15 protein-coding genes, 1 tRNA gene and 3 pseudogenes are annotated in these 24,242 nt (G+C 36.9%); 18 read left to right on the plus strand and 1 reads right to left on the minus strand.

Going from position 1 to position 24,242, the window contains the following annotated elements:
• Nucleotides 1–37: 37 nt before the first annotated feature.
• From ACLKMH_RS13920 to ACLKMH_RS13965, 10 genes and pseudogenes are all read left to right on the plus strand, one after another.
• Nucleotides 38–5,882, plus strand: a pseudogene (locus ACLKMH_RS13920) (beta-ketoacyl synthase N-terminal-like domain-containing protein).
• A gap of 56 nt (nt 5,883–5,938) precedes the next feature.
• The gene (locus tag ACLKMH_RS13925) at nt 5,939–7,552 is read left to right on the plus strand and encodes a PfaD family polyunsaturated fatty acid/polyketide biosynthesis protein (protein ID WP_413698702.1); all 1,614 of its coding nucleotides are present in this window, start codon (nt 5,939–5,941) and stop codon (nt 7,550–7,552) included.
• Between the two features lie 354 nt (nt 7,553–7,906).
• Nucleotides 7,907–8,563, plus strand: coding sequence for a VF530 family DNA-binding protein (locus ACLKMH_RS13930; RefSeq protein ID WP_413698703.1), 657 nt, complete (start codon nt 7,907–7,909; stop codon nt 8,561–8,563).
• A 286-nt stretch (nt 8,564–8,849) separates the two neighbouring features.
• Nucleotides 8,850–11,093 (plus strand): peptidase U32 family protein, encoded by a 2,244-nt coding sequence (locus ACLKMH_RS13935; RefSeq protein ID WP_413698704.1) that lies wholly within the window; start codon nt 8,850–8,852, stop codon nt 11,091–11,093.
• Nucleotides 11,094–11,212: 119 nt separating this feature from the next.
• On the plus strand, nt 11,213–11,401 hold the full coding sequence (locus ACLKMH_RS13940; protein WP_413698705.1) for a hypothetical protein: 189 nt from the start codon (nt 11,213–11,215) through the stop codon (nt 11,399–11,401).
• Nucleotides 11,402–11,550: 149 nt separating this feature from the next.
• Nucleotides 11,551–11,730, plus strand: a pseudogene (locus ACLKMH_RS13945) (cysteine-rich CWC family protein); the annotation flags it as partial.
• Entirely contained in the window at nt 11,714–11,962 is a 249-nt protein-coding gene (locus ACLKMH_RS13950) for a hypothetical protein (RefSeq protein ID WP_413698706.1), read from the plus strand. The pseudogene ACLKMH_RS13945 and the gene ACLKMH_RS13950, both read left to right, overlap by 17 nt.
• 173 nt (nt 11,963–12,135) lie before the next feature.
• Nucleotides 12,136–12,211, plus strand: a tRNA-Val gene (locus ACLKMH_RS13955).
• A gap of 167 nt (nt 12,212–12,378) precedes the next feature.
• Entirely contained in the window at nt 12,379–12,711 is a 333-nt protein-coding gene (locus ACLKMH_RS13960; protein WP_413698707.1) for a Fic family protein, read from the plus strand.
• Between the two features lie 125 nt (nt 12,712–12,836).
• Entirely contained in the window at nt 12,837–13,097 is a 261-nt protein-coding gene (locus tag ACLKMH_RS13965; protein ID WP_413698708.1) for a DUF1488 family protein, read from the plus strand.
• 59 nt (nt 13,098–13,156) lie between these two features.
• Here the strand turns inward: ACLKMH_RS13965 and ACLKMH_RS13970 are convergent, their stop codons facing one another.
• Complete coding sequence (locus tag ACLKMH_RS13970; protein WP_413698709.1) at nt 13,157–14,131, minus strand: nucleoside hydrolase; 975 nt, start codon at nt 14,129–14,131, stop codon at nt 13,157–13,159.
• A 332-nt stretch (nt 14,132–14,463) separates the two neighbouring features.
• Here ACLKMH_RS13970 and ACLKMH_RS13975 point away from each other — a divergent pair.
• The 8 genes and pseudogenes from ACLKMH_RS13975 (at nt 14,464) to ACLKMH_RS14010 (ending at nt 24,031) form a co-directional block, all read left to right on the plus strand.
• Nucleotides 14,464–16,796: pseudogene (locus tag ACLKMH_RS13975) on the plus strand (fatty acid cis/trans isomerase).
• Between the two features lie 93 nt (nt 16,797–16,889).
• Nucleotides 16,890–17,417, plus strand: a complete 528-nt coding sequence (locus ACLKMH_RS13980; protein WP_413698710.1) for a DUF2301 domain-containing membrane protein — start codon at nt 16,890–16,892, stop codon at nt 17,415–17,417.
• A 101-nt stretch (nt 17,418–17,518) separates the two neighbouring features.
• Complete coding sequence (locus tag ACLKMH_RS13985) at nt 17,519–17,770, plus strand: TIGR03643 family protein (RefSeq protein WP_413698711.1); 252 nt, start codon at nt 17,519–17,521, stop codon at nt 17,768–17,770.
• Between the two features lie 385 nt (nt 17,771–18,155).
• Nucleotides 18,156–18,956 (plus strand): alpha/beta hydrolase, encoded by an 801-nt coding sequence (locus ACLKMH_RS13990; RefSeq protein WP_413698712.1) that lies wholly within the window; start codon nt 18,156–18,158, stop codon nt 18,954–18,956.
• 203 nt (nt 18,957–19,159) lie between these two features.
• Nucleotides 19,160–19,810: a ketopantoate reductase family protein gene (locus ACLKMH_RS13995; RefSeq protein ID WP_413698713.1), complete on the plus strand. Its 651-nt coding sequence runs from the start codon at nt 19,160–19,162 to the stop codon at nt 19,808–19,810.
• Nucleotides 19,811–19,949: 139 nt separating this feature from the next.
• Nucleotides 19,950–21,761, plus strand: a complete 1,812-nt coding sequence (locus tag ACLKMH_RS14000) for a hypothetical protein (protein ID WP_413698714.1) — start codon at nt 19,950–19,952, stop codon at nt 21,759–21,761.
• Nucleotides 21,762–22,013: 252 nt separating this feature from the next.
• Nucleotides 22,014–22,535, plus strand: a complete 522-nt coding sequence (locus ACLKMH_RS14005; protein ID WP_413698715.1) for an NUDIX hydrolase — start codon at nt 22,014–22,016, stop codon at nt 22,533–22,535.
• 278 nt (nt 22,536–22,813) lie between these two features.
• Nucleotides 22,814–24,031: a phosphoribosyltransferase family protein gene (locus ACLKMH_RS14010; protein ID WP_413698716.1), complete on the plus strand. Its 1,218-nt coding sequence runs from the start codon at nt 22,814–22,816 to the stop codon at nt 24,029–24,031.
• Nucleotides 24,032–24,242 lie beyond the last annotated feature (211 nt).

Raw genomic sequence — 24,242 nt, forward strand, 5'->3', positions numbered from 1 at the left:
TAAACAAATTTAATAGTATTTTACGATAGAGAGATTTATGGAAAATATCGCCATTGTTGGTATCGCTAACCTTTTTCCTGGTTCAAGTCAGCCGGATGAGTTCTGGGCGCAGTTATTAAATAAACAAGATAACAGAACAGAAATCACAGCCGCAGAAATGGGTGTTGACCCTAAAAAATACTTAGGCCAAAAAGGCCAATCAGATAAGTTTTATTGTATGTACGGTGGTTATATACGAGGATTTGAATTTGATGCGAGTGCTTTTGCACAGGCTGGTTTAAATGCACAATACCTTAATCAACTTGACGATATAAACAAATGGGGGTTGTATGTCACCGAACAAGCATTAAAAAATGCGGGTTATTGGCAGAGCGAACAACTTCAACAATGTGGTTTGATTTTAGGTAATTTATCTTTTCCAACTAAAACATCGAATCACTTGTTTTTACCTTTCTATCACCATGTGGTTGAACATGCTTTACAGCAATTAACTGATAACTCCTTTCAGCTTACTAATTTTAGTCAGGCTGAAAAGGGTATTGCAGACAATGCTTTAGTGGCTGGTTTTCCCTCTGCGTTATTATCAAAAGCAAGCAGGCTTAGGTGGTTCACATTTCTCTCTTGATGCGACCTGTGCATCCTCTTGTTATAGTTTAAAACTTGCCTGTGATTATTTACACACGGGTAAAGTGGATATGATGCTCGCCGGGGCAATCTCTGGCGCAGATCCAATGTTTGTTAATATGGGATTCTCAATTTTCCAAGCCTTTCCTGCTAATAACAAACATGCTCCCTTTGATAAAAATTCTCAGGGCTTATTCGCGACAGAAGGCGCCGGTATGATGGTGCTCAAACGTCACAGCGATGCGGTACGAGATGGTGATAAAATACACGCGGTTATCAAAGGTGGTGCTTTGTCTAATGATGGCAAGGGCGAATTTGTTTTAAGCCCTAATACCAAGGGACAAGTACTTGCTTATCAACGCGCCTATGAAGATGCAGATGTTTGCCCGAGCAGTGTTGATTATATTGAGTGTCATGCCACAGGCACACCTAAGGGAGACAAAGTAGAGCTGTCTTCGATGGAGACCTTTTTCAGTCAGTATAATCATAAACCAATACTGGGTTCAGCTAAGTCAAATTTAGGGCACTTATTAACGGTCGCTGGCATGCCTGGAGTGACCAAAGCCATATATGCCTTAAATGAAGCAAAAATTCCCGCTACTATCAGTTTAGAAAATGCAATTAACACTAAAAAAGGTTATTTAACTAGCGCACAGATGCCCATAGATACCTTGGATTGGCCAATCAATGAAGGTAAGCAAGCAACAGCTGGTGTGAGCGTTTTTGGTTTTGGTGGCAGTAATGCACATTTAGTTTTACAAGCAGGCAATAGCCCCGTTGAAAGCCATTTCAAAAAGTCCTAAAACATTAGCACCAATGTCGATTATAGGTATGGATTGTATTGTTGGACATTGCACTGACTTAGCTGATTTCACAACGTTAGTGAACAGTAATAAAAATACTTTTCGGGAATTACCTAAGCAACGCTGGAAAGGATTACAAAATAACTCACAAATAATGCAAACCTTAGCGTTAAATAAAGCACCAAAGGGCGGTTATGTTGAACAGTTTGATATCGACTTTTTACGCTTTAAAGTGCCACCTAATCCAAAAGATTGTTTGATCCCACAACAATTAATGATGATGAAAGTGGCCGATAATGCCGTTCAACAGGCAGGTTTAGTAGAAGGTAGTAATGTTGCCGTACTAGTTGCAATGGGCCTTGAGTTAGATTTACATCAATACCGTGGGCGGGTTAATTTAACCACTCAAATCGAAGAAAGTTTAAAAGCACAGGGGATTAATTTAACCCCTGCACAACAGGATGAACTTACCAATATTTGTAAAGAGAGCATCGCCTCTGCCGCACAGTTAAATCAATATACGAGCTTTATTGGTAATATTATGGCGTCGCGTATCTCTGCTCTATGGGATTTCTCGGGGCCTGCTTTTACCGTTTCCAGTGAAGAAAACTCTGTTTATCGTCGCGTAGAGCTAGCACAAAATCTATTTGCAACCTCTGATGTAGATGCCGTTGTCATTGCTCGCAGTTGATTTAGCGGGATCCTTTGAAAATATCAGTTTACGTCAACGTTTCGGGCCGGTTTCTGAAAACGCACAAAATGACAATGATCCATTACAAAATAAGCAATGGATAGTGGGTGAAGGTGCTGGTGCGATTGTGCTTAAACCATCACAACAAGTGAGTAATAGTTACGCACAAATAGATGCCGTGAGTTTTGTCTCGGGATCAGATTCACAAAGTATTCAAAGGGTAAGTGACATTGCATGTAAACAGGCGGCTATTAATACTTCTCAAGTAACGGCTGTTGAAGCTTTTGCCAGTGGTTTCAGAGCTGATAATGAGGCTGAAAAAATAGCACTTCCTGTTTGTTATCCAAAGGCTAAAATTGACAGTGTTAAAGGTCAAGTGGGGCACTTATTTAATGCATCGGGCATGATGAGTTTAATTAAAAGTGCCTTGATGCTGAATGATAAAACCTCACAAGAGAAACAAACAATAGCAATTAATGGCTTAGGCAAAGATATGAGCTGTGCGCATCTTATTTTGTCTGAAACTAGCAATCCCTTTGTAGCAAGTATTAATAAAGATCCTAATAAGAAAGCATTTTCATTAATCAAACCGATTGTTTTAGGTGGTGACGATATTGAGCAATCAATATTAAAGCATCAACAAAATAGCTTATTCAGTGAAATTAAAGCGCAATATACAGCGACACCAATTAACAATATTTCTAATGCGATAGATTTGTCATTGTTAAAGGTGACACATCAAGATACCTCCTCTGAGAAAATAAACATGAATCAAAATAGTCAATCAGACTCAAGTACTTCACAGAAATTCACGGTAAATAAGCCCAAAGTGAGCAGTAAAACCAGCAGTGAAATTTTCCAGCAGGCACAGACGCATCTTACTTTTATCAATGCACGACAAGCAGCTGAAAAACAAATTTCTGCTTTGATTAAATTGCAAGCACAGGCTTTGGCGGGTAAAAATCTTGAGGTAAATACTTCAACGCCTGTTGAGTCGCTACAAACAAAGAAACAAACTAAGAAACCAGAAATAAAGCAACCAGCTGAAAAAGGTTTTGCTATCAAAGGTCCAGCGGGATATGACTATCCTCCTTTACAATTGCAAGAGCGTTTTAATAAACCAGAAAAAGTCATTTATGATACGGCAGATTTAGTGGAATTTGCCGAGGGTGATATTAGCAAGGTATTTGGTGAGCAATATAAAATCATTGATAGTTATGCTCGTCGAGTGAGATTGCCTACCACGGATTATTTATTAGTGTCTCGAGTCACTGAACTTGATGCCACGGTGAACGAATATAAAAAATCTTCCATGGTGACAGAATACGATATTCCGGTAGATGCACCATTTTTAATTGATGGGCATATTCCTTGGTCTGTTTCGGTGGAATCGGGTCAATGCGATTTAATGTTAATTTCTTATATTGGTATTGATTTTCAGAACAAAAGTGAACGCATTTATCGTTTATTAGACTGTGAATTAACCTTCTTGGAAGATATGGCCTTTGGTGGTGAAACCTTACGTTATGAAATTCATATCGATTCCTATGCCAAAAATGGCGAGCAATTACTGTTTTTCTTCCATTACGATTGTTACGTTGGGGATAAAAAAGTATTAATTATGCGTAATGGTTGTGCAGGTTTCTTTACCGATGAAGAACTTGCGGATGGTAAAGGCGTGATCCACAACGACAAAGATAAAGCTAGCTTTTGCGAATGCTAAAAAATCTTATTTTAAACCCTTAATTCATAACACTAAAACCCAATATAACTACGCTGATATGATGAAGCTGGTGGAAGGTGATATTGCCGCTTGTTTTGGGCCTGAATATGACCAACAGGGCCGTAATCCGTCACTAAAATTTTCATCTGAAAAATTCTTGATGATTGAACGCATTACTAAAATTGACCCGCAGGGTGGACATTGGGGACTGGGGTTGATCGAAGGACAAAAAGACTTAGATCCTAATCACTGGTATTTCCCTTGTCACTTTAAAGGTGATCAAGTAATGGCGGGATCGTTGATGTCTGAAGGTTGTGGTCAAGTCGCGATGTTTTTTATGCTCTGGTTAGGTATGAATGGCACAGTTAATAATGCCCGTTTCCAACCTATGCGTGGCGAAGCACAAACAGTGCGCTGTCGTGGACAAGTGACGCCACAAACTAATACCTTAACTTACCGTTTAGAAGTCGTTGAGATGGGCATGTCACCGCGTCCATTTATCAAAGCTAATATTGATATTATTCTTGATGGCAAAATCGTAGTTGATTTTAAAAACCTCTCTATGGAAATTAAAGAGCAGGATGAAAACTCTGCCTATCTCGTGACCTTGCCCGATAATGTTAAGTTATTACCTAAAACTCAAAGCGTCTCAGTAGAGTCTGCTTTTGCCGAACTAGAAAATCATGTTGCGCAAATCAGCATTGATGATATTCAGCAACTTGAAAGTGAACTAGTTGCTGACGAAGAGCTGGTTGATGAAAGAGGTTTGAAGCCCTTTAAAAACATTGAGCGTCCTTTGATGCGTGTGCAATCTGATTTATCTGCGCCAAAGGAAAAAGGGGTTACGCCAATAAAACATTTCCCAGCACCTTGGGTAGCTGGACAAAACAGAGTGCCAGATACGACGCCATTTACGCCTTATCATTTGTTTGAATTTGCGACGGGTAATATCTCTCATTGTTTTGGTCCTGAATTTGATGTTTATAAAGGGCGAATTCCACCTCGTACACCCTGTGGTGATTTGCAAGTAGTGACACGTGTTATTGATGTAAAAGGCAAACGTTTAGATCTAAAACAACCTGCAAGTTGTACAGCCGAGTATTATGTACCTGAAGATGCTTGGTATTTTACTAAAAACAGTGTTGAAAACTGGATGCCATATTCATTAATTATGGAAATTGCATTACAACCTAATGGCTTTATTTCTGGTTATATGGGCACCACATTGGTTTACCCTGAAAAAGATCTGTTTTTCCGTAATCTTGATGGTAGCGGGGAACTGCTGAGAAAAGTCGATTTACGTGGTAAAACCATTGTTAATAAATCAGTTTTATTAAGTACAACAATGGCAGGGGGCATGATTGTTCAGAGTTTTACCTTTGATTTATTGGTGGATGATGAGCCTTTCTATACCGGTAAAGCCGTTTTTGGTTACTTTGGTGGTGATGCATTGGCTAATCAACTCGGTATCGATAATGGTAAAATTACCAATGCTTGGTTTGTTGATAATCAAACACCGCTGACAAACATTGAAAAGCTTGATCTGACTGATAAGAACTTATCCTTATTTCAGCAACAGGCAAATAAGCCACATTATCGTTTAGCAGGTGGACAACTTAATTTTGTTGATACAGTGTCGATTGTAGAAGGGGGTGGTAAAGCGTCATTAGCATATATTTATGGTGAACGAACCATTGACACTAGTGATTGGTTCTTCCGTTATCACTTCCATCAAGATCCGGTAATGCCAGGGTCTCTAGGCGTAGAAGCGATTATTGAACTGTTACAAACCTACGCATTAAAAAATGATTTAGGTAAACAATTTAATAATCCTCGTTTTGATGCGCCTTTAACGCAAGTTGTTTGGAAGTATCGTGGTCAAATTACACCGCTTAATAAACAAATGAGCTTGGATGTGCATATCACAGAGATCATCAAAACAGACAATGAAGTACGTTTAATAGGCGATGCAAACCTTTCTAAAGATGGCCTACGTATTTATGAAGTGAAGGAAATCGTACTGTCTATTGTTGAAGCATAAGTAGTAACAAAGATTAATCAAAAGTGGGGCTTAGCTCCACTGACTAGGAAGTCACAATGAATAGCAATGTATTAAAAGTTAATAAACAGCAAGCAATCGATTGGGCTTGGCATGTTGATCCAGAAAATATTAAAACGACAGCAGAGGCCGTTAAAGAGGCTTTGCTGGATTTACAAAACCCGGTTTATGTTGCCAAAGCCGCTCAACAATTAGGTGTTTGTAACAAGACTAGTGTAACAGGAGCTGAAGCTGTACTTGCCTTTGCTCAAGCGCTTAATCCAGAAGACCTAGGTGATGCTGATTTTAAAGCACAACATAACGTCAAATACGCCTATCACGGCGGCGCAATGGCTAATGGTATTGCCTCGGTAGAATTGGTTATCGCCCTCGGAAAAGCTGGATTTCTTTGTTCCTTTGGTGCCGCAGGGTTAGTACCTGATGTGATTGAAGAATCGATCAAACGAATTCAAGCCGCTTTGCCAAATGGCCCCTATGCGGTTAATTTAATTCATGCACCTGCTGAAGAAGCTTTGGAGCGTGGCGCGGTAGAGCGATTTTTAAAACTAGGTGTTGAAACCGTTGAAGCCTCTGCTTATCTTGCCTTAACCGAGCACATTGTTTGGTATCGTGTTGCTGGCTTAAGTGAAAATCCTGATGGTTCTGTGAACATCAAAAACAAAGTGATTGCTAAGGTTTCACGTACTGAAGTTGGCCGTCGTTTTATGGAGCCTGCGCCACAAAAGCTTTTAGATAAACTATTAGCACAGGGCAAAATCACCACAAAACAAGCACAACTGTCAAAACGTGTGCCAATGGCCGATGATATTACCGCAGAAGCTGACTCTGGCGGGCATACAGACAATCGTCCGTTTTTAACTCTGTTACCGACTATTATTGCACTTCGTGATGAAATCCAAGCACAGTATAACTTTTCACCAGCTTTACGTGTTGGTGCTGGTGGTGGTATTGGTACCCCTGAAGCGACCTTAGCCGCCTTTAACATGGGCGTCGCCTACATAGTATTAGGCTCGGTTAATCAAGCCTGTGTTGAAGCGGGTGCCTCTGAACATACTCGCAAATTATTAGCGGGTGTTGAAATGGCCGATGTGACTATGGCGCCAGCCGCTGACATGTTTGAAATGGGTGTGAAATTACAAGTCGTGAAACGAGGCACTATGTTTGCGATGCGTGCTAATAAATTATATGAGTTATATGTTAACTATAATTCTATTGAAGATATTCCTGCTGTTGAGCGTGAAAAAATAGAGAAACAAATGTTTCGTCAGAACCTAGATGAAATTTGGGCTGGCACGATAGAATTTTTTCAATCACGTGATCCGGAAATGCTGGCTCGTGCGCAAAGTAATCCTAAACGTAAAATGGCACTTATTTTCCGTTGGTATTTAGGGCTGTCTTCACGTTGGTCTAATACCGGTGAAAAGGGCCGTGAAATGGATTATCAAATTTGGGCAGGTCCAAGTCTCGGGGCATTTAATAGTTGGGTCAAAGGCACTTATTTAGAAACTTATACTGAACGCAAAGCCGTTGATGTAGCATTACATTTATTAAAAGGTGCCGCTTATTTACAACGAATTAATCAGTTGAAATTGCAAGGAGTTAGTTTACAGCAGAGTTTTTTAAATTATACACCAGGAAAAGAAAGCTGTTAGCTTTTAGCGATTAGTTGTTAGTAAGGTCAAAACCTTTGAAACCCGAGTTCACTTTATTTGGGGGATGCTTTCGGCTTTGCTCTTGTACAAATAAAACACCAAACTCACCACGAAGACACTACGTTGCATAGAGGACACGAAGAAATCCTAAAAAATTAGTTTCTAATTTTAACCTTCTTTTCCTTCGTGCCTTCGTGGTTAATGGCTTTTGACCTTTGTTGGGTTATGCTTTTTGTTTTTTTACTGACAGCTGATAGCTAACGGCTGAAAGCTAATCTATAGCTATTTAATTTAATTAAGCTAAAATAATAGAGCCTCAAATAAATGAGGCTTTTTTAATGATTGGGTATAAAAATGAGTACAAGTGTCGAAGAACAACGAAATAATCCTTTGCATGGATTAAGTATGGAAAAACTACTAACCGAATTAGTCGAACATTACGGTTGGAAAATTCTCTATGCTTCTATGCGTTTCCACTGTTTTAAAGTTAATCCTTCTATTGAAGGCAGTTTAAAATTTTTGAAGAAAACAGAGTGGGCTCGTATTAAGCTTGAAAACTTCTATCTTTCTCGATTTAAACGTATGCCAAAACCGCGTGATTTTGAATTTGATTTAGCACCTCGTGAACGTGGTTTCTCGTTGCATATCGTGCCACGTGAACCAATGGAATTAACCATTGAATCTATTGAGTTATCACAGGCAAAAGCCGCTTCTGCACATAAAGAAAGAAGTCAACAAAAACGTGATGATAGAGAATTTAGCCGTCATTCACGTGGTGCAAGTAAGCATCCATACCGTGATAACCAAGCGGGCCCTCAGGAACGTCCTAAAGACAGACGTGCGAAAAAAGCACAGAAAAAAGCGAAGAGCCACCCTACGATCCAAGCAACCCTTGGAATGTCTAAAAAAATTGGCTTTGGGCTTCGAGCCCCGAGTTTTATAGCTTCGATCTTGTTAGTCTTTTCCCTCGTTCCTACGCTCCGCGTGGAAATGAATAGAAGCAATACGTAACGTACGATAATAAATAAAAAAGTATGAATTCCCACGGAGGACCGTGGAAACTAGATTGTGCCTTTCCCTCTTATCTTTATCCTTCAAGCCTTATAGCTATCAGCCTTTACTCTTTAACTTTTCGTTTATGCTTTGACTTTGAATTTACTGAAAGCTGATCGCTAATAGCTGACAGCTTTCCCTTTCCCTTACCCTTAGTTTATACAGGGTTTAACCGCGCTAGTAATGGTTACCTGATACAGGTAGAATCGCGGTCAAATTTTTAAAAGATGTGAATGGATTTAAAATGAGTAGAAAAATAGAGTTATTAGCCCCTGGTGGTGATGTAGATGCGATAAAAGCGACAATTGTGGCGGGAGCGAATGCCATCTATTGTGGTTTGGATATGTTTAACGCCCGTAATCGCGCCACTAATATCTCTTTTGAAGAACTCAAAGGCATTCTACGCTTGGCCCATAAATTTGAGTGTGAAGTGTTTTTGACTATCAATGTGGTGATTTTAGAGCATGAAATTAAAGGTATTGTAAAATTATTAAACCAATTAGTGAATACCACAATTGATGGCATTATCGTTCAGGATCTTGGTATTTTTAACCTAGTTAAAAAGCATTTCCCATCTTTATTGATTCATGCATCAACACAGTTAACTACGCATAATGAAGGGCAAATTAGATTCCTAGCAAAAGCGGGGGCGACACGCGTTAATTTATCCCGTGAAATGAATCTTCCAGAAATTAAAATGTTATCAACCGTGGCACATGATCACGATGTTTTAACCGAAGTATTTGTTCATGGCGCATTATGTATTGCTTTCTCTGGACAGTGTTACTCAAGTTCTGTGAGTGTAGGTAACTCTGGAAACCGCGGGCGTTGTAGCCAAGCTTGTCGAGATGAGTACGAAGAAACTAATGCCGGTAATAAATATCCACTAAATCTAAAAGATAACTCTGCTTATTTTGACTTGCCTGAATTGGTTGAGGCTGGCGTGGATTCATTAAAAGTAGAAGGGCGTATAAAAGGCGCACAATACGTACACACAGTGGTTGATAGCTGGCGACAACAGATTAATAAATTTGTGGAAACAGGCGACTTGCTTGATGACAATAGCAATTTATATAAAGTGTTTAATCGTGATTTTACCAACTCATTCCTAAAAGGGCACTTGAGTAAAGACATGTTTATCGATAATCCGCGTGATAATAGTTTCCAACATGCGAACGATGAAAAAAATGCTATTTCAGTGGTGCAAATCCAAGAAGTTCAAACTGAACTTGCCTCTGAAAAGAATGCAATAAGTGCTGATGTTGCTGAAAAAATTAAACATATCAGTATCGAAAAACCGATCCTGAATATGGCTTTTTCTGGTGAGTTAGATAAACCATTGCAAGTGACCTTAACCTTTGAAGATCAAACCCACATAGTTAGTTCAAGCAGTTTATTAAGAAGTGCAGGTGAAGTCGCCATTCAACCTGAAGCCATTAAAAAGCGTTTTAAAGCCTTTAAAAATGGTGATTATCAATTAAAAGAAATTGACTTTGATGCACTACACAGTGGCTTAAGTGTACCCTTTAAAGAAATTACTGTGATGAAGAATGAAGTAGCTTTCATTTTAAATGGTCACAAAGAGGTGATCCCTCCTGTTGAATTACCAGAATTAGAGCGCTTTGATAAAGTATCTGAAACACCTACATTATCGTTATTAATCAGTGATGTTAAAGATCTGCACCTTAAAGAGCACACGCAGGCAGATATCTATTTTAAATTACCTGAAAGTTGGAAAAAACGTTCTAACAAATATATTGATATTTTCTTAGAAAATCCGCGTTTAATTCCTTGGTTTCCAGCGGTGTTAATCGGTAAAGACTACGATGAATCTTTACGTTTATTAGAAGTCGTCAAACCTAAACGTATTGTCTCAAATAATACTGGTGTTGCGCTTAAAGCCTTTGAAATGGGTATTGACTGGATTGCTGGACCATTTTTGAATTCTACCAACTCCTATGCATTATTAACGCTTCAGGAAGAATTAAATTGTTCAGGTGCTTTTATTTCTAATGAAATAAATCGTCATCAAATGCGTAATATAAAACGTCCGAAGAATTTCAAAATGTTGTACAGTATTTATCACCCTATTTTGATGATGACTAGTCGCCAGTGTTTCTTCCAACAAACCGTTGGTTGTAACAAACCAACCATTGAAGATGGTTGTATGCTTAAATGTCAAAAGGCAACCACCATTACTAATGTAAAAGGTTTCTCCTTTGCCGTTGATAAGCAACTTGGCGGTTACCCAAGTATTTACAATGATGAGCAATTTTTAAATCTAGATGTTGTAGAAGAGTTTTCATCTCTCTTCGATGAGTTCTTTATTGATCTCACTAATATCGGTGCAGGCTCAAAAGCTGAATTAGATAAGCTTGAATTATTAAACCATTTCACTCAATTAGTAAGTGGGAGTGATGAGTCAAAAATCGCGTTAGATCAAATGGTCACACTAAAAACCCAAGCGCAATATACGCAGGGTTTATAATTTAAAGGAATACGATCTACTGCCGATAAGCTTTCAAGTGAAGATGATTAGTCGCAGAATATTCAATTCTGGACTAAGATTAATGGTTGTAGATTGTAGTTTAAATTAGGAGGTCGATAATGGATATGAGCGTAGTAGGTTCAGTAATGACTCAACAAGCCAAGGTGAGTACACTTGAAAAAGTGAATACCCATTTACTGAAGAGTAATAATGAGCAAGCTGAACAACAAACGGCACAACTATTAGATTCTGTCGCACCTGTGAATAATGAAGAGGGCAAAGGCACTCGTATTGATGTTCATGTATGAGTATCTAAAAATGTGCTCAGAACGTCTTTCTATAAAGTAGCCCGTAAGTGCTACTTTTTTGTTTCTGAGAATTAAGTTTTAATTTTAAAAAAGAGTTATTAATGAGTGCAACAACTTGTCCTTTTTGTCTATAAGACAATCAATGTGGCGTAAAGCAAATCACTGAAACGAATCCCTGTTGGTGCCAAGTTAAACACGTCCCAAAAGCATTAATTGAATTATTACCTTCTGAGAATAAAAACAAACAATGCATTTGTTTGACTTGCATAGAGTCCTTCCAAAAAAATCCACTTAGTTTTAAAGAAACTCATTTTGGCAAAACCAAATAAGAAAGGGCCGACTAAAACTGTCGATATTAAATGTGCCAAATGTAGGACACTTCTTTTTAAATATCGAAAGGGTGGCAAAGGGGCGCTAGTAAAATGCTTTATAGAGCGTATCACTACAGATTACACCACTACGCCTTGTACTTGCCCTAATTGCTTAAGTGTTTTTGCTAGAGAAACACTTATTCGTGGTGTACCCGCCTTTAAAATAATGGGCGGAAAAGTTAATTTTTAGAAATAGATAAATCTATTATTACTAACGCAATGTGATCTTAGTCATTGATTTTGAGTAATAACTCAACGCTATGAGTAAAAATTCAGCAAACAGATTTTAAATCGTTAAACAGTCGTTGACACTTTTATGCTGATAACGCATTATGTCCGTGCTTCCAAAGCATAGAAAATATTGCTCGCTTAACTCAGTTGGTAGAGTGTCGCCATGACATGGCGTAGGTCACTGGTTCAAGTCCAGTAGCGAGCACCATTTTCACTTCCTAGAACATCCACAACTTCCCTTAAAAACACTTTAAACGCACACAGATATTAAACACTTTTACGTTACCTGCCAATAGAAAGCCTAATCACTGCACATCAAACTGAGTATTATAAAGTTCTTGCTAATAGGACCTAGATCAGAAAATTAGTGATCAAATGCCCGTTAATCGACTTGGCCCCCAAGTCACACCCCAAGTCAGCCCCCAAGTTAATGAACAGGTATTAATACTATTAAACGTGATGCGATCTGAAAAGGAATCACATAAAACCAGCAACTTTAAGCGTGAAACATTGCAGGCATTATTAGGATTAAAAGATAAAAAATCATTCAGTCTGCGTTATTTAAAACCTGCATTAAGCTCGGGAGTAATTAAGATGACCATTCCTGATAAACCGAATAGTCGATTACAACAATATGAGCTTACAGAATTAGGGAAGTTGCAACTTAAGGAGTGTGGTCAATATAACCAGAATTGTTTTTTCATTTGATAGACTGAGTTTGTGTAAAATATAAAAACTTAAAACAATCTTTAAACAAACCTTAAGAAATTTACAAAATCAGGCATAATTCCCATTATCATTTACCCCAGACATTAATCTACACGAGAAATTATATGAATATTGAATTTAAAAACGACATTTTTATTGGTGAAACAACTGAGATTAACTTACCAATTATGGTCAATGGTAATCAAATTATTTGTATTGTGACCTTTGAAGCGCTTGAAGATATTAATCTAGACACGCAAGAAGATGAACCGATGCAACAGTATCAAGTTAATGAAGCGAAGATTAAATCGATAGCGGAAAGAAAAATTAAGAGTGGCCACATCGTTTCCAATAAAATGGTTATTTATAGTGCAGATGTGCTGTAGTTTTTAATTCAGGCTCAACTAATAATCAAATGTGTTAGATGAGCCGATCTAGGCGTTTATTAAACCTTGTTGTTTGCGTAATCGATGATATCTTGACGGAATAAATCAAGCAATTCTGTATCTTTAACGGCTATTCCAACCTGTTGGCTAGGCATATCTGACCATTCATCATGGGGGTAACGGATATCATCTAGTTTTTGTATCGTCATTGCTTCTGCGGGGCCTTCAGTGACAACTCGCACAGCACCTTTGCGAAGTGTAAATAAATCAGGGTTTATGACATAGGCGATTGCAGAGGGATCATGCACAAAACAGCCGTCTAAATTGAGCTTTTTAGAATAGAACTGAAGATAATATTGATTTACTTGCCACATGAACTCTCCAACCTCATTGCTTTGATCACAAAGAGATTTCAAGTAGTCAGTACTAAAAAAGCTTTGCTGAGTAACATCAAGCCCGATAATGACAACTGGCCAAGGTGCACAAAAAACCGCATCCGCGACATGTGGGTCATCATGAATATTAGCCTCTGCATAAGGGGTGACATTACCTCGATGACCATTTTCACCAAATGCGCCACCCATAATGACGACTTCTTTGACTAGGTTTACAATTTCAGGTGCGGCTTTAAGTGCTAACGCTAAGTTTGTTAATGGACCAATCGCAACCAGTGTTATTTCACCAGGATTTTCTTTCACCATATCAATGATGTATTGATATGCAGGACGTGAATCAATTAAAGCTTCATCCTGCTTAGGAATAAGCATATCTCCAAAACCCGTTTCACCATGAACAATGACAGTAGGGCCAACGGGAGTTTTAGTTATTGGCTTACTCGCACCTTTAACAATGTCTGCCTTTAGGTTGAATTTTTTCTTTAAGAAGAGTGCGTTATTGGTTGCGTTTTCAATCATGGCATTACCATAGACTGTTGTAATCGCCATTAAATCAATAGTTGAGTTTGCCTCTGCAAATAAAATTGCCATTGCGTCATCTATGCCAGGATCAGAATCTAGAATAATTTTTCGAGTCATTTTGTTCGTACCTTATTTAAACTTAAAGCGTGAATAAGTGATAATAAACCTTAAATAAACATTTAAGAAGTGCTTCTTAAAAAGTTGAAAGCTAGTAATGTAAATCGTCATTTAGTGTTTAACTAAGTGATAAATGCCGTTAATTATAAGTTGTTTGCTATAGTGTAAAGCCATTTGAAATGTCAGTTTGCATTCAATAAGATTTTATATGGGCTTAAAAGCCGATAAACCAAGGTCTGCTTGCTCAACATTTAATACAAAAGCGCTCATTTTATTCATATCACAACAGGTGAATTTAGGAATAGCTTGAAATTAGGCCATAAGGACGAACAATGAAGAAGATTATTATAAGCACATTAGTTGGCGTATTTCTTAGTGGCTGTGCTTATTTAGGAAATGCTCATTACAACGAGTTATTCGGTGAGGAGCAAACCCAAGATCGTATCGTTGCCAATGATTCTGTGGCTGGCGCTGAATTTTTACAAGCAGTAAAACCTGTCTTAGATAACCGTTGTGTTGTCTGCCATGGTTGCTACGATGCACCGTGCCAGTTGAAGTTATCCTCACCTGAAGGGATTGATCGGGGACTAAGCAAAGACTTGGTCTACGACGGAGCAAGATTATTAGCTTCTATGCCGAGTCGTTTATTGTTTGATGCAAAAAATACTCAGGAATGGCGTGATAATGGATTTACGCCGGTGTTAAATGAACGCAACCAAAGTGTACAGGCAAACCTTGTCGGTAGTGTGTTATTTAACTCATTAACTCTCAAACAGAAGGCTCCAATAACCCAAAATGCAATACTTGGTGATGAATATGATTTCTCACTTTCTCGCGCGCAAACCTGCGCAACAATGGGGAGTTTGATCGTCTAGCAGAACAACAACCTCATGCTGGTATGCCCTATGGATTACCTGGTGTGTCAAGCGAAGAATTTATTAAACTTCAACAATGGTTAATCAAGGGTGGGAAATTAGCGCACATTAATCCACCTAATCAATTTGAGTTGAAACAGGTGGAAACTTGGGAAGCATTTTTAAACCAAGATAGTTTAAAGCACCAACTTGTTGCACGTTACATATATGAGCATTGGTTTTTAGCAAATATTTATTTCACCGCAGAAAAACCAAACAGCTTTTTTAAATTAGTGCGTTCAAGTACGCCACCAGGTGAAGAGATACAGTTTATCAATACACGCCGGCCTTATGGTGATCCTAAGGTGACTCGTGTTTATTATCGATTTTTACAAGAAAGATCTACGATATTATCAAAAACGCATTTACCTCTTAAGCTTGATGATGAAAAACTAGCGCGCTTGAATGAGCAATTTATAGCCGCCAAATACTCAGTCACTAAATTACCAGGTTATCAAGCAGAGTTAGCTTCTAACCCGTTTAAAACTTTTGAAGCCCTACCTATTAATGCTAAATATCAGTTTATGCTTGATGAAGCTGAACTGATTATTATGGGCTTTATAAAAGGGCCTGTTTGTCGTGGGCAAATTGCGTTAAATGTTATTAATGATCATTTTTGGGTCGCTTTTGCAGACCCAAACAAAGTTGCTACGCCTACTGTAGAGAAAATGCTTGTGCAACAAGACGATGCATTACAGCTTCCTGTCGCTGAAGAAAGTAATGCATTGCCTATTTCTAATTGGGTTAAATACTCAGTGCTAGAGAATAAATACTTACAAGCAAAAGTTGAACTCGCTAATGAAATGTTTAAAGACGGTGAACACTTGACCAGCGATATACTTTGGAAAGGTGATGGCCATAATCAAAATGCGACGCTCACGATTTTCCGTCATTTCGACAGTGCAACGGTTGTCAAAGGTTTTATAGGTCAGGAGCCTAAAACAACATGGATCCTTGATTATACCTTGTTTGAGCGTATCCACTATTTACTGGTTGCTGGTTTTGATGTTTATGGCAATGTTGGTCATCAATTGGTGACACGTTTATATATGGACTTTTTACGTTTAGAGGGTGAACAAAACTTTTTAGCATTATTGCCCGAAGGTAAACGAAATGAAATTAAAGAAGACTGGTATCGTAATTCACCACCTGATTTATCAACCTTTTTTGATAACAATGATAAATTTAGCCAGCCAAGTGGGATCATTTATAAAAGCGATGATCCACAACATGAACTCTATGACATTATGAAAAAAGCGTTAGCGCCCGTGCTAAGTGAAAGATACGATTACAAGGAAGTACCACAACAACTAAGTATGATAAATAACATGCCAGCAAAGGCGATTAATTTATTACCTCAAATTTCATTTGTGCTGGTAAAGCAAACTGATAATAGTCATCAGGGTTACACGATTATCCATCATAACGCACATTTCAATATATCTAGTTTATTAAATGAATCGGGTCAAAGAGCCTATGATGAAGATACCGTGACGATTGTGCCTGGCTTTATTGGTGATTACCCAGATGCAATTTGGTATTTAAATAATGATCAAGAAGCTAATACTTTTTCTGAGCAACTAACAAAGATGAAAATTGAAACGGATTATGCCACTTTGAAGCGTAAATTTGGGATAAGAAGGACTCATCCACAATTTTGGCAATACAGTGATATTTTACATGATGTCGCAAAAGCATATCGTGGTATCGAACATGGGATGTTTGATTACAATCGATTAGAAAATCGTTAGTTTTTATTGTTCATTGAATCAGGTTGTAAAATTCGATTAATTTTCAGGAATTAATCTTCTAATCTTATTATGTATGTTTAAGGAATACTATTCATGGCAGACCCGCATATCCGCTCGAAAATGGATAAGATAGATTATCTCACTGTTATTATTTATCGTTTAGGTTTTACATTCTGTTTTCCTGTTATTGCGTTACTGCCATGGCAAGCTGAACTGCCTTTTGTAACTGTCGACTTGATAGAAAAGTTAGTCTTTGTCTGCGCGATTATGTGCGCTTCTTCCCTGCATATCTATATGAAGTCATTTCGTTTGCTTTTGCAAATGGCGACCTGGGTAGGTTTGATATGTGTATTATTAGGCTATCCAGAAATAGGTTTAGGTGGTGCATTTATTACCCTTGGTGGTCTTTGTTATAAAGAATACTTTTGCTTTAAGATACCCGGCTTACCTTTTCAGCCTGTAATTTTAGTCGCGCTTTGGTTTAGTCTTCAATTCAACATCGAATTAACCTCAATAATACTTTCCTCCGTGGCTTCGCTACTGTTTCTGGTTGTTAGCATTGCCAAATGGAGAATGCCTTTGCACTTTGATATTGGTGATAAAACTAAGTATGAAGTTTAATTTATAGGTTAATTTGAAAGTTCATAATGTCATTTAATCGGTGATCCTTCAGATAAATACATGCGTAATCATTTTTGTGTTTAAAAATGACGAGAATTAACATGAAATTATCTGAAGAAAATGAATCAAGAATTATTGAAATGGCTTGGGAGGACAGAACTCCCTTTGAGGCTATAAAGTTACAATTCGGTTTGAATGAATCTGCTGTTATTCGTTTTATGCGTAGCAGATTAAAGCAAAGTAGCTTTAAACTATGGCGTTCGCGTGTCACTGGGCGTGCAACTAAGCATTTAAAACTTCGTAGTGATGAAATCACCCGAGGTTATTGTCCTACCCAATATAAACAGCGTTAAAATATAAACCTGTCGTATTTCTTTAAACATGTTTTAACAAATATGGCTTTTATGGCAGGTTATAATAAAACTTAATAGTTCACATTTTTTTGTTAATTATATTTAGATTTGACAAATGCGAGCATAAATAAAGCAATTTGATTGTAAGTTAAAATTTTTAGGTGTAGGTTAACTTTTGTGGTTAAAAAGTGAACACTAAAAATATTCAATAATCAAAAGGTGCTGTTATGTTATTTATTACTAATAGAGAGCCTCAAGGTTCAATTCGCTTTAAAAAAACCGTCCTTACAAATTTGATTTTTATAAAAACTCTCCCTCTAGTTCAGTATATTACTGTGAACGAATAGCACAGGATGAATATCGTGAAATAGGCTCAAATGAGTTGATGAGTCGATTAAAAAACAGCGATGCTAAACAGCTTTTGTTTTTTATTCATGGTTTTTCTAATTTACCTGAACCAGATATCTTCCCTAGAGCAGAAAAACTACAAGCTTATTTTGATGAAAAGCAACCTGGATTAATGCAAGTTGTTCCTCTTATTTGGCCCTGTGATAATGATAGAGGCATTGTTCAGGATTATTGGGATGATCAAAAATCTGCAGATAGCAGTAATATGTCCTTTGCGCGTGTATTTCAACAATTTATGAGCTGGCGAGATGAAGCCGAAGAGGATGACCCTTGTTTGAAACGTATTAATATTCTAGCGCACTCTATGGGTAATAGGGTGTTAAGAGAAACACTGTATGCTTGGAATAAATATGATTTAGCCAGTGGTGTTCCGTTATTATTTAGAAATACCATTTTAATGGCGGCGGATGTGGTGAATGAAACACTTGAAAAAGGCGAAAAAGGGCATTTAATTAGCCAGTCAGCCAGAAATGTATCGGTTTATTATGCATCAGATGACCTTGCTTTGCGCTCTAGTAAAATTTCTAATTTAAAAAATAAAGTTGCTTCGAGAAGACTTGGTCATACAGGCCCTGAAGATATGAATAAGGTTGCAACCAATGTTTATGCTATTGACTGTGATAACTTTAATAATCAATATGACTGGCCAAAAGGACATTCATATTTCTTAGAGGATAAAGATGACAACATTGGTAAGGTATTTGAGCATATGTTTGAGACTTTAAAAACTGGTCGGGTTAAAGTTGATGATCGAGATATGCGAAAGCATGCTCTATAAGTTTTTTCATAATTAGGGGCATTTGATCTATTCCGTTATTTATACCCGTTACCATTCAAGATGCAAAGTTCAGCAAGTTATGAGGTGAGTAGTTTCTAGGCAGAAAGCTGAAGATCTAACGGGTTCAATCAAGACTTTCTAACACCGAAGATGCTACCTCAAAACTTGCCCTTCGGGTCGCTAGCTCGAAAATCAATTTAGCGTTGCAACACCTGATAAGGGCTAGCCATTGTAATCATGTTGTGCCTTGCCTTGCTGTCAGAGCAACGACTGAACAAAGTATCTCGATTGGTAACGGGTATATAATTTCACTAGGCAACATTGAAGTAATAGGGCCTGCACAGATTGTGTTAGGCGCTTGGCCAAACTCAGATTATTGTCTAGATCAGAGGTCTCAATTAATTGAAAAATTATTTATAACATTCAACAACGCAGGCATTCCTACGCGAGTCAGTTCTAACATCCAACAAGAGTTATGGCGTAATTTAATAATAAACAACGGTGTTAATCCTCTTTCAGCGCTTACTGTTTTAGATACAAGGGAATTAACCTCTCATCCAATGCTAACAAAGCGTGTATATGAAATAATGGAGGAAGTCGCTAGTGTTGCTAAGGCGGATGATATTTACTTAAGCAGTGACGATGTTGATGAAATGTATGAATTGATATGCAATAAAAACGTCACACAACTTGCTGAACTTTGCATCTTGAATGGCAACGGGTATATAACTGGTTATGAATCTGTTCATACGGGTATGCCAACTATGCATGCTTGTTTTGATGGCTCAACTTCCGCCTTAAACATAAATGATAAATCTGGAATTGGAAAGCCAACACTTTATTTACTAATTTAGTTTGTTATTCATAATCTTTGGTGCTTATTTTTTATTATGACAACGACTAGTCGAGTCAATTTTTTCTACATTAAACTTTCAAAAGTGTGATTTAGTTGTTAAGTTGTTGCTCATAAATAAATATTGTGAGTATCAACTTATGAAAAAATTTATCTTATTACTTTTTATATTTTTCTCTCAAGTTACGCTTGCTTACAATTATAGTGGTCAAGGTACAAACCTAACTCTTAGCTGTCTTAGTCTGACGAATAGTGCTGTTGAAGGTTTTTCTTTTAATTACGAGTACAATCTCAGCATCGATAGTTTTATGGGGTCGCCTTTAATCAAAAGTCATTTAAAGTGGGGGCATAATTCGTTAAATAAAGATGTCTGTATTACTCCATATGGCTCCAAAGAAAGCACTAAAGTAAGGCCTAGCTTTAAAGCATTAAATAAAATATATCCTTACCAAGCGACATTAATACTTACTGTTAAATCCAGTTCATTTTCCAATAACGCAGAATATTTCATAGCAGTAGATCCTGGTGTACTTTCTTCAATTGAGGAGGAATTTAGCTTTAATACACCAAGAGTAAAAGAATGGGAACAACTGATCTTTTCGTTATCAGTGACACAAACTATTCATGATACAAATTTGCTTGAAAATGTTGAGTATCTCTCCAAAGATCAAGCAAAAGAGTTTTTCATTCACGATTTAACAATAACTGCCGTTGAATTAGTAAATATTAAATATAATTTAAATGCAGTAAAACAAGAATATGTTCAAGTAGAAAAAGAAAAAGAGTGGAAAAAGCTTGCCTATGAGGCTGAAGATTTTGTCGGGTGGTTTACGAGTGAATTTAAACCACAGTCAGAGAGATTACTTAAAGATATTTTTAGCGCTTTCGAAATGGACTTTGACAGTAGCTTCGAAGAGTTGACAACGATACTCACAGATATCGCAGAGCAGAATCTACCTGATTCTTTTAATGCTACCGCTGAACAAAAAAGAGAATTTAAACAATATCAGTCAAAAATTTCAATGACACTTGAGGAGGTTGATGAAAATATTAGCTTTAACTATCTTTTTTCGGACTTTACAAAAGATTCTGCTGATGATTCTAACCGCAATATTTATAATTTAATGAGTGCTAAAAGAGAAGAGCTTAGCGCAGTTAATAATATTGATAGACCAAAAATTTTGAAAAAGAATACGGTCGTAAATCTTGATTGTTTTGATCGAAGTGAAGAATTACTGCTAAAAAAAGGTACTTCTTTAATTAATGGTGAATATGTAGGAGAATTGGTAAATCAAGGGGATAATGGGTACGAAGATCAGAGCTACCAAGGGGATGGTGTTACGGATGCTGTCTTTATAAACAACACAATAGTTTATATTTGTCGGAAAAATTGGGCTGTAGCAGAGCTTAAAGTTGTAGATTTAAACTCAAATATTATTTTAGATGAGAAATTTAACAATCAAATTAAAATTTACAACTACTTCACAAACGATTTCTTTTCACCTGCTAAAAATAGAAATTATGCAAAAGTATTTCTAACAGGGGATTATCTTGTGAGAGTACAGGCACTCTCTATTAGAAAAGTTACTATCGATATTTATAACGCTAAAGACGATTTCAAGAAAGAGACTGTTGAATTTGCTGAAGAACCAATGTTGATTGGAGATGTTCATGCAAATTTTAATCAAATAATCATCCACTTACATCAATATAGTCAGCGTTCAGAATTAAAGATAATTGACATAGAATCTATGAATATTAAGACTATCTCAGATAACCAACTTAATTATGAAACGGAGCAATTAGATCATTATGATATTATTGACGTTCATAATAATGAAGTCCTTATTCACCACTACTACTTTGAAAATTTTGTGCATAGTTTAATAATTAAAGGTGACGAGGTAACCAAGGTGACAAAAGAAAAATTAAACAAACTACCAAGCCAATAGGGTCTTTAGGTTCCTATATGCATTCTCTGCCACATTGTTATTGAGCGCAATGACGACATTGGAGCACAGATAAAATCTAAATAGAGGGATGAGATATTTCAAAGAAATGTTCATCATACAGGGAGTTTATTTTCTTCATTAATAGTGAGTATTAGTCCACGGTTTCTAGTCACACTGATAATTATTACTAAAAGTGATGATAGAATGACAACTTACATTTCATTTTTATCAACAAATCAAAAGTAAAATAATATGTTTAATTATTGTCCAATCTGTAAGTCAGAAAAAGTTAATACTGCTCAATTGCCTCTTATTAAATGTCCTGATTGCCATTTCACTTATTTCCATAATTGCGCTTCAGCTGTGGTCGCTATTATTTGTTGCGATAATCAAATGCTATTTAATGTACGTGCACAGCAACCTGCTTTAGGTCGCCTTGATTTACCTGGTGGTTTTGTTGATTATGATGAAAGCTTAGAACAAGCGTTACAACGAGAAGTTAAGGAAGAATTGAATTTAGATATTTCTCAATGGCAATATTTTACTTCGCAAGCTAATACCTATGAGTATAAGAATATAACCTATAAAACTACCGATGCATTTTTTATTAGTCATCTTGAAAAGAAACCAGAAATTGTTTTAGAAAAAACAGAAGTTGCCGATTTTATGTGGATTGATATCGATAAAGTAGATATTTCAAAAATAGGTTTTGAATCAATAAGAAAAGCACTCTCTATGTTTATTGAAGAGTACAAAACAACTTCTTTTGAATAACAGAATGTATTTTTATAACGCAATAATTTCAATTTTGTATGAATATACAGTATCGAATAGGAAGCGTTATCATTAGAATAGGGCGCCTAAACCAATCCCGTTAATTAGCGACTGAGCTTAAGTTAAAATAGAAACTTTTTGTTGGAAATTTTGTAGTGGTTTAACTATTTGCAATTGCAACTGTAAATTTGTTGTTTAGTTTAAACTAGTTCGCTCATTAACATTAATGGAATTGTTATTTTTAATGCCAATTTAACCGATTTTGATAAGGATCTTTCATGAGTTTTTCGGTAAACCAGTCTCGTAATCTCGTTGTTGTCAGCAATACCTCTGATAACCCCTTTGCCATTGATATCGCCTATGCTATGGGGCAACACGAAGACATTGCTGATTTGATCAGTATGAAAACTTTTATGAACTCTGAATTCTGTCCTCGCTTTATTTCTGACGAACTCAATTTAGACTCGATCGGTGAAACACTAACGGGTAAAACTGTGGTGATTGTGAGCACTAGCGACCATATTAAATCACGACAAGAATTAGCTATGGCTAACTTAGTAATTGCTCGTACCGCAAAGGAAAATGGTGCGGCTCGTGTTGTCCTAGTCGAGCCTGATTTATTCTATAGTGCTCAAGATCGTGGTGCTCATAAAGATTTAGGTGAAACAAATTTTGAACGTGATGTTCATGATATTAAAAAGTTCGATGGACAAGCTTTTACTGCAAAACTATATGCACAATTATTAAAATTTTCAGGTGTGGATACGGTTCTTACCATCCATAACCATTCATATTCAGTACAACGAATTTTCTCTGATATTTTTGAAGGTGATTTTCATAACCTGATACCTTACGAAATCTATGCGCATTATTTACTTAACAGTAATATATTAAACTACGGACCAGAAGGTGAAGGTTTAGTGTTATGTGCCCCAGATAAAGGTGCGCGTGATTTTGTAAAAGAAATGTACAATACTTTAGGTTTATCTAAAGCAAAATTTATTATGCTTGATAAGGAACGTACCAACGAGCGTAAAGTGGATATTACCCTGCATAAAGAAAGTGAGCATACATTTGAAGGCCTAGATGGTTGTAGTATTGTTTTGTTTGATGACATGGTACGTACCGGATCTACGGTTGTTAAATCTTGCCAATTCCTGCAAAAAATTAACCCTGAGCGTATGGTATTTGCGGTATCACACTTTTATGCAAGTGATGAAGGTCGTGAAAGAATGGTTCATCCGGCTATTGGTGAGATTTTAACATTAAATACCTTGCCAACCATTTTAAATCGTGATGAACAGGGGCGTTTGCGTAAGAAACTAGTCGTGTTAAAAATTGAAAAATGGTTAGCACAGGAGCTTTCAAATATTTTAGATTTACCACATCAATCTGAAGCGAACCCTTATAAAATTGATATGTCATCTAAAAACCCACGTTTTCAACGTAAAATTTGGCATAGCGATGAATTAGTCGATTTGAGAAAAGGCAAATAACTTCATTGGAATCATTTCCTGATAAAGCTCAGCTAATGCTGAGCGTTAAACCTTAAGTAACCTCAGCTCTGGATAATGGAAGCGAAATAACATTAAACTTCAATAGCATAAAAAATATATAATACAGTGCTTGCTAGTTTTGCGTAGTTCAAGGCAAATTATCGAAGCAATAACGAGTTATTGGGAGATGATTTAACATAGAAATGCGCGT

This window comes from Psychromonas sp. KJ10-10 (assembly GCF_047323245.1).
Lineage (GTDB): Bacteria > Pseudomonadota > Gammaproteobacteria > Enterobacterales > Psychromonadaceae > Psychromonas.

Bases quoted from the DNA above. Each gene is read 5' to 3' on its own strand.
- ACLKMH_RS13985 (WP_413698711.1), top strand. From the start codon at position 17,519: ATGAAATTATCTGAAGAAAATGAATCAAGAATTATTGAAATGGCTTGG.
- ACLKMH_RS13965 (WP_413698708.1), top strand. From the start codon at position 12,837: ATGAATATTGAATTTAAAAACGACATTTTTATTGGTGAAACAACTGAG.
- ACLKMH_RS13970 (WP_413698709.1), bottom strand. From the start codon at position 14,131: ATGACTCGAAAAATTATTCTAGATTCTGATCCTGGCATAGATGACGCA.
- ACLKMH_RS14010 (WP_413698716.1), top strand. From the start codon at position 22,814: ATGAGTTTTTCGGTAAACCAGTCTCGTAATCTCGTTGTTGTCAGCAAT.
- ACLKMH_RS13925 (WP_413698702.1), top strand. From the start codon at position 5,939: ATGAATAGCAATGTATTAAAAGTTAATAAACAGCAAGCAATCGATTGG.
- ACLKMH_RS13990 (WP_413698712.1), top strand. From the start codon at position 18,156: ATGAGTCGATTAAAAAACAGCGATGCTAAACAGCTTTTGTTTTTTATT.
- ACLKMH_RS13980 (WP_413698710.1), top strand. From the start codon at position 16,890: ATGGCAGACCCGCATATCCGCTCGAAAATGGATAAGATAGATTATCTC.
- ACLKMH_RS13930 (WP_413698703.1), top strand. From the start codon at position 7,907: ATGAGTACAAGTGTCGAAGAACAACGAAATAATCCTTTGCATGGATTA.
- ACLKMH_RS13940 (WP_413698705.1), top strand. From the start codon at position 11,213: ATGGATATGAGCGTAGTAGGTTCAGTAATGACTCAACAAGCCAAGGTG.
- ACLKMH_RS14005 (WP_413698715.1), top strand. From the start codon at position 22,014: ATGTTTAATTATTGTCCAATCTGTAAGTCAGAAAAAGTTAATACTGCT.
- ACLKMH_RS14000 (WP_413698714.1), top strand. From the start codon at position 19,950: ATGAAAAAATTTATCTTATTACTTTTTATATTTTTCTCTCAAGTTACG.
- ACLKMH_RS13960 (WP_413698707.1), top strand. From the start codon at position 12,379: ATGCCCGTTAATCGACTTGGCCCCCAAGTCACACCCCAAGTCAGCCCC.
- ACLKMH_RS13935 (WP_413698704.1), top strand. From the start codon at position 8,850: ATGAGTAGAAAAATAGAGTTATTAGCCCCTGGTGGTGATGTAGATGCG.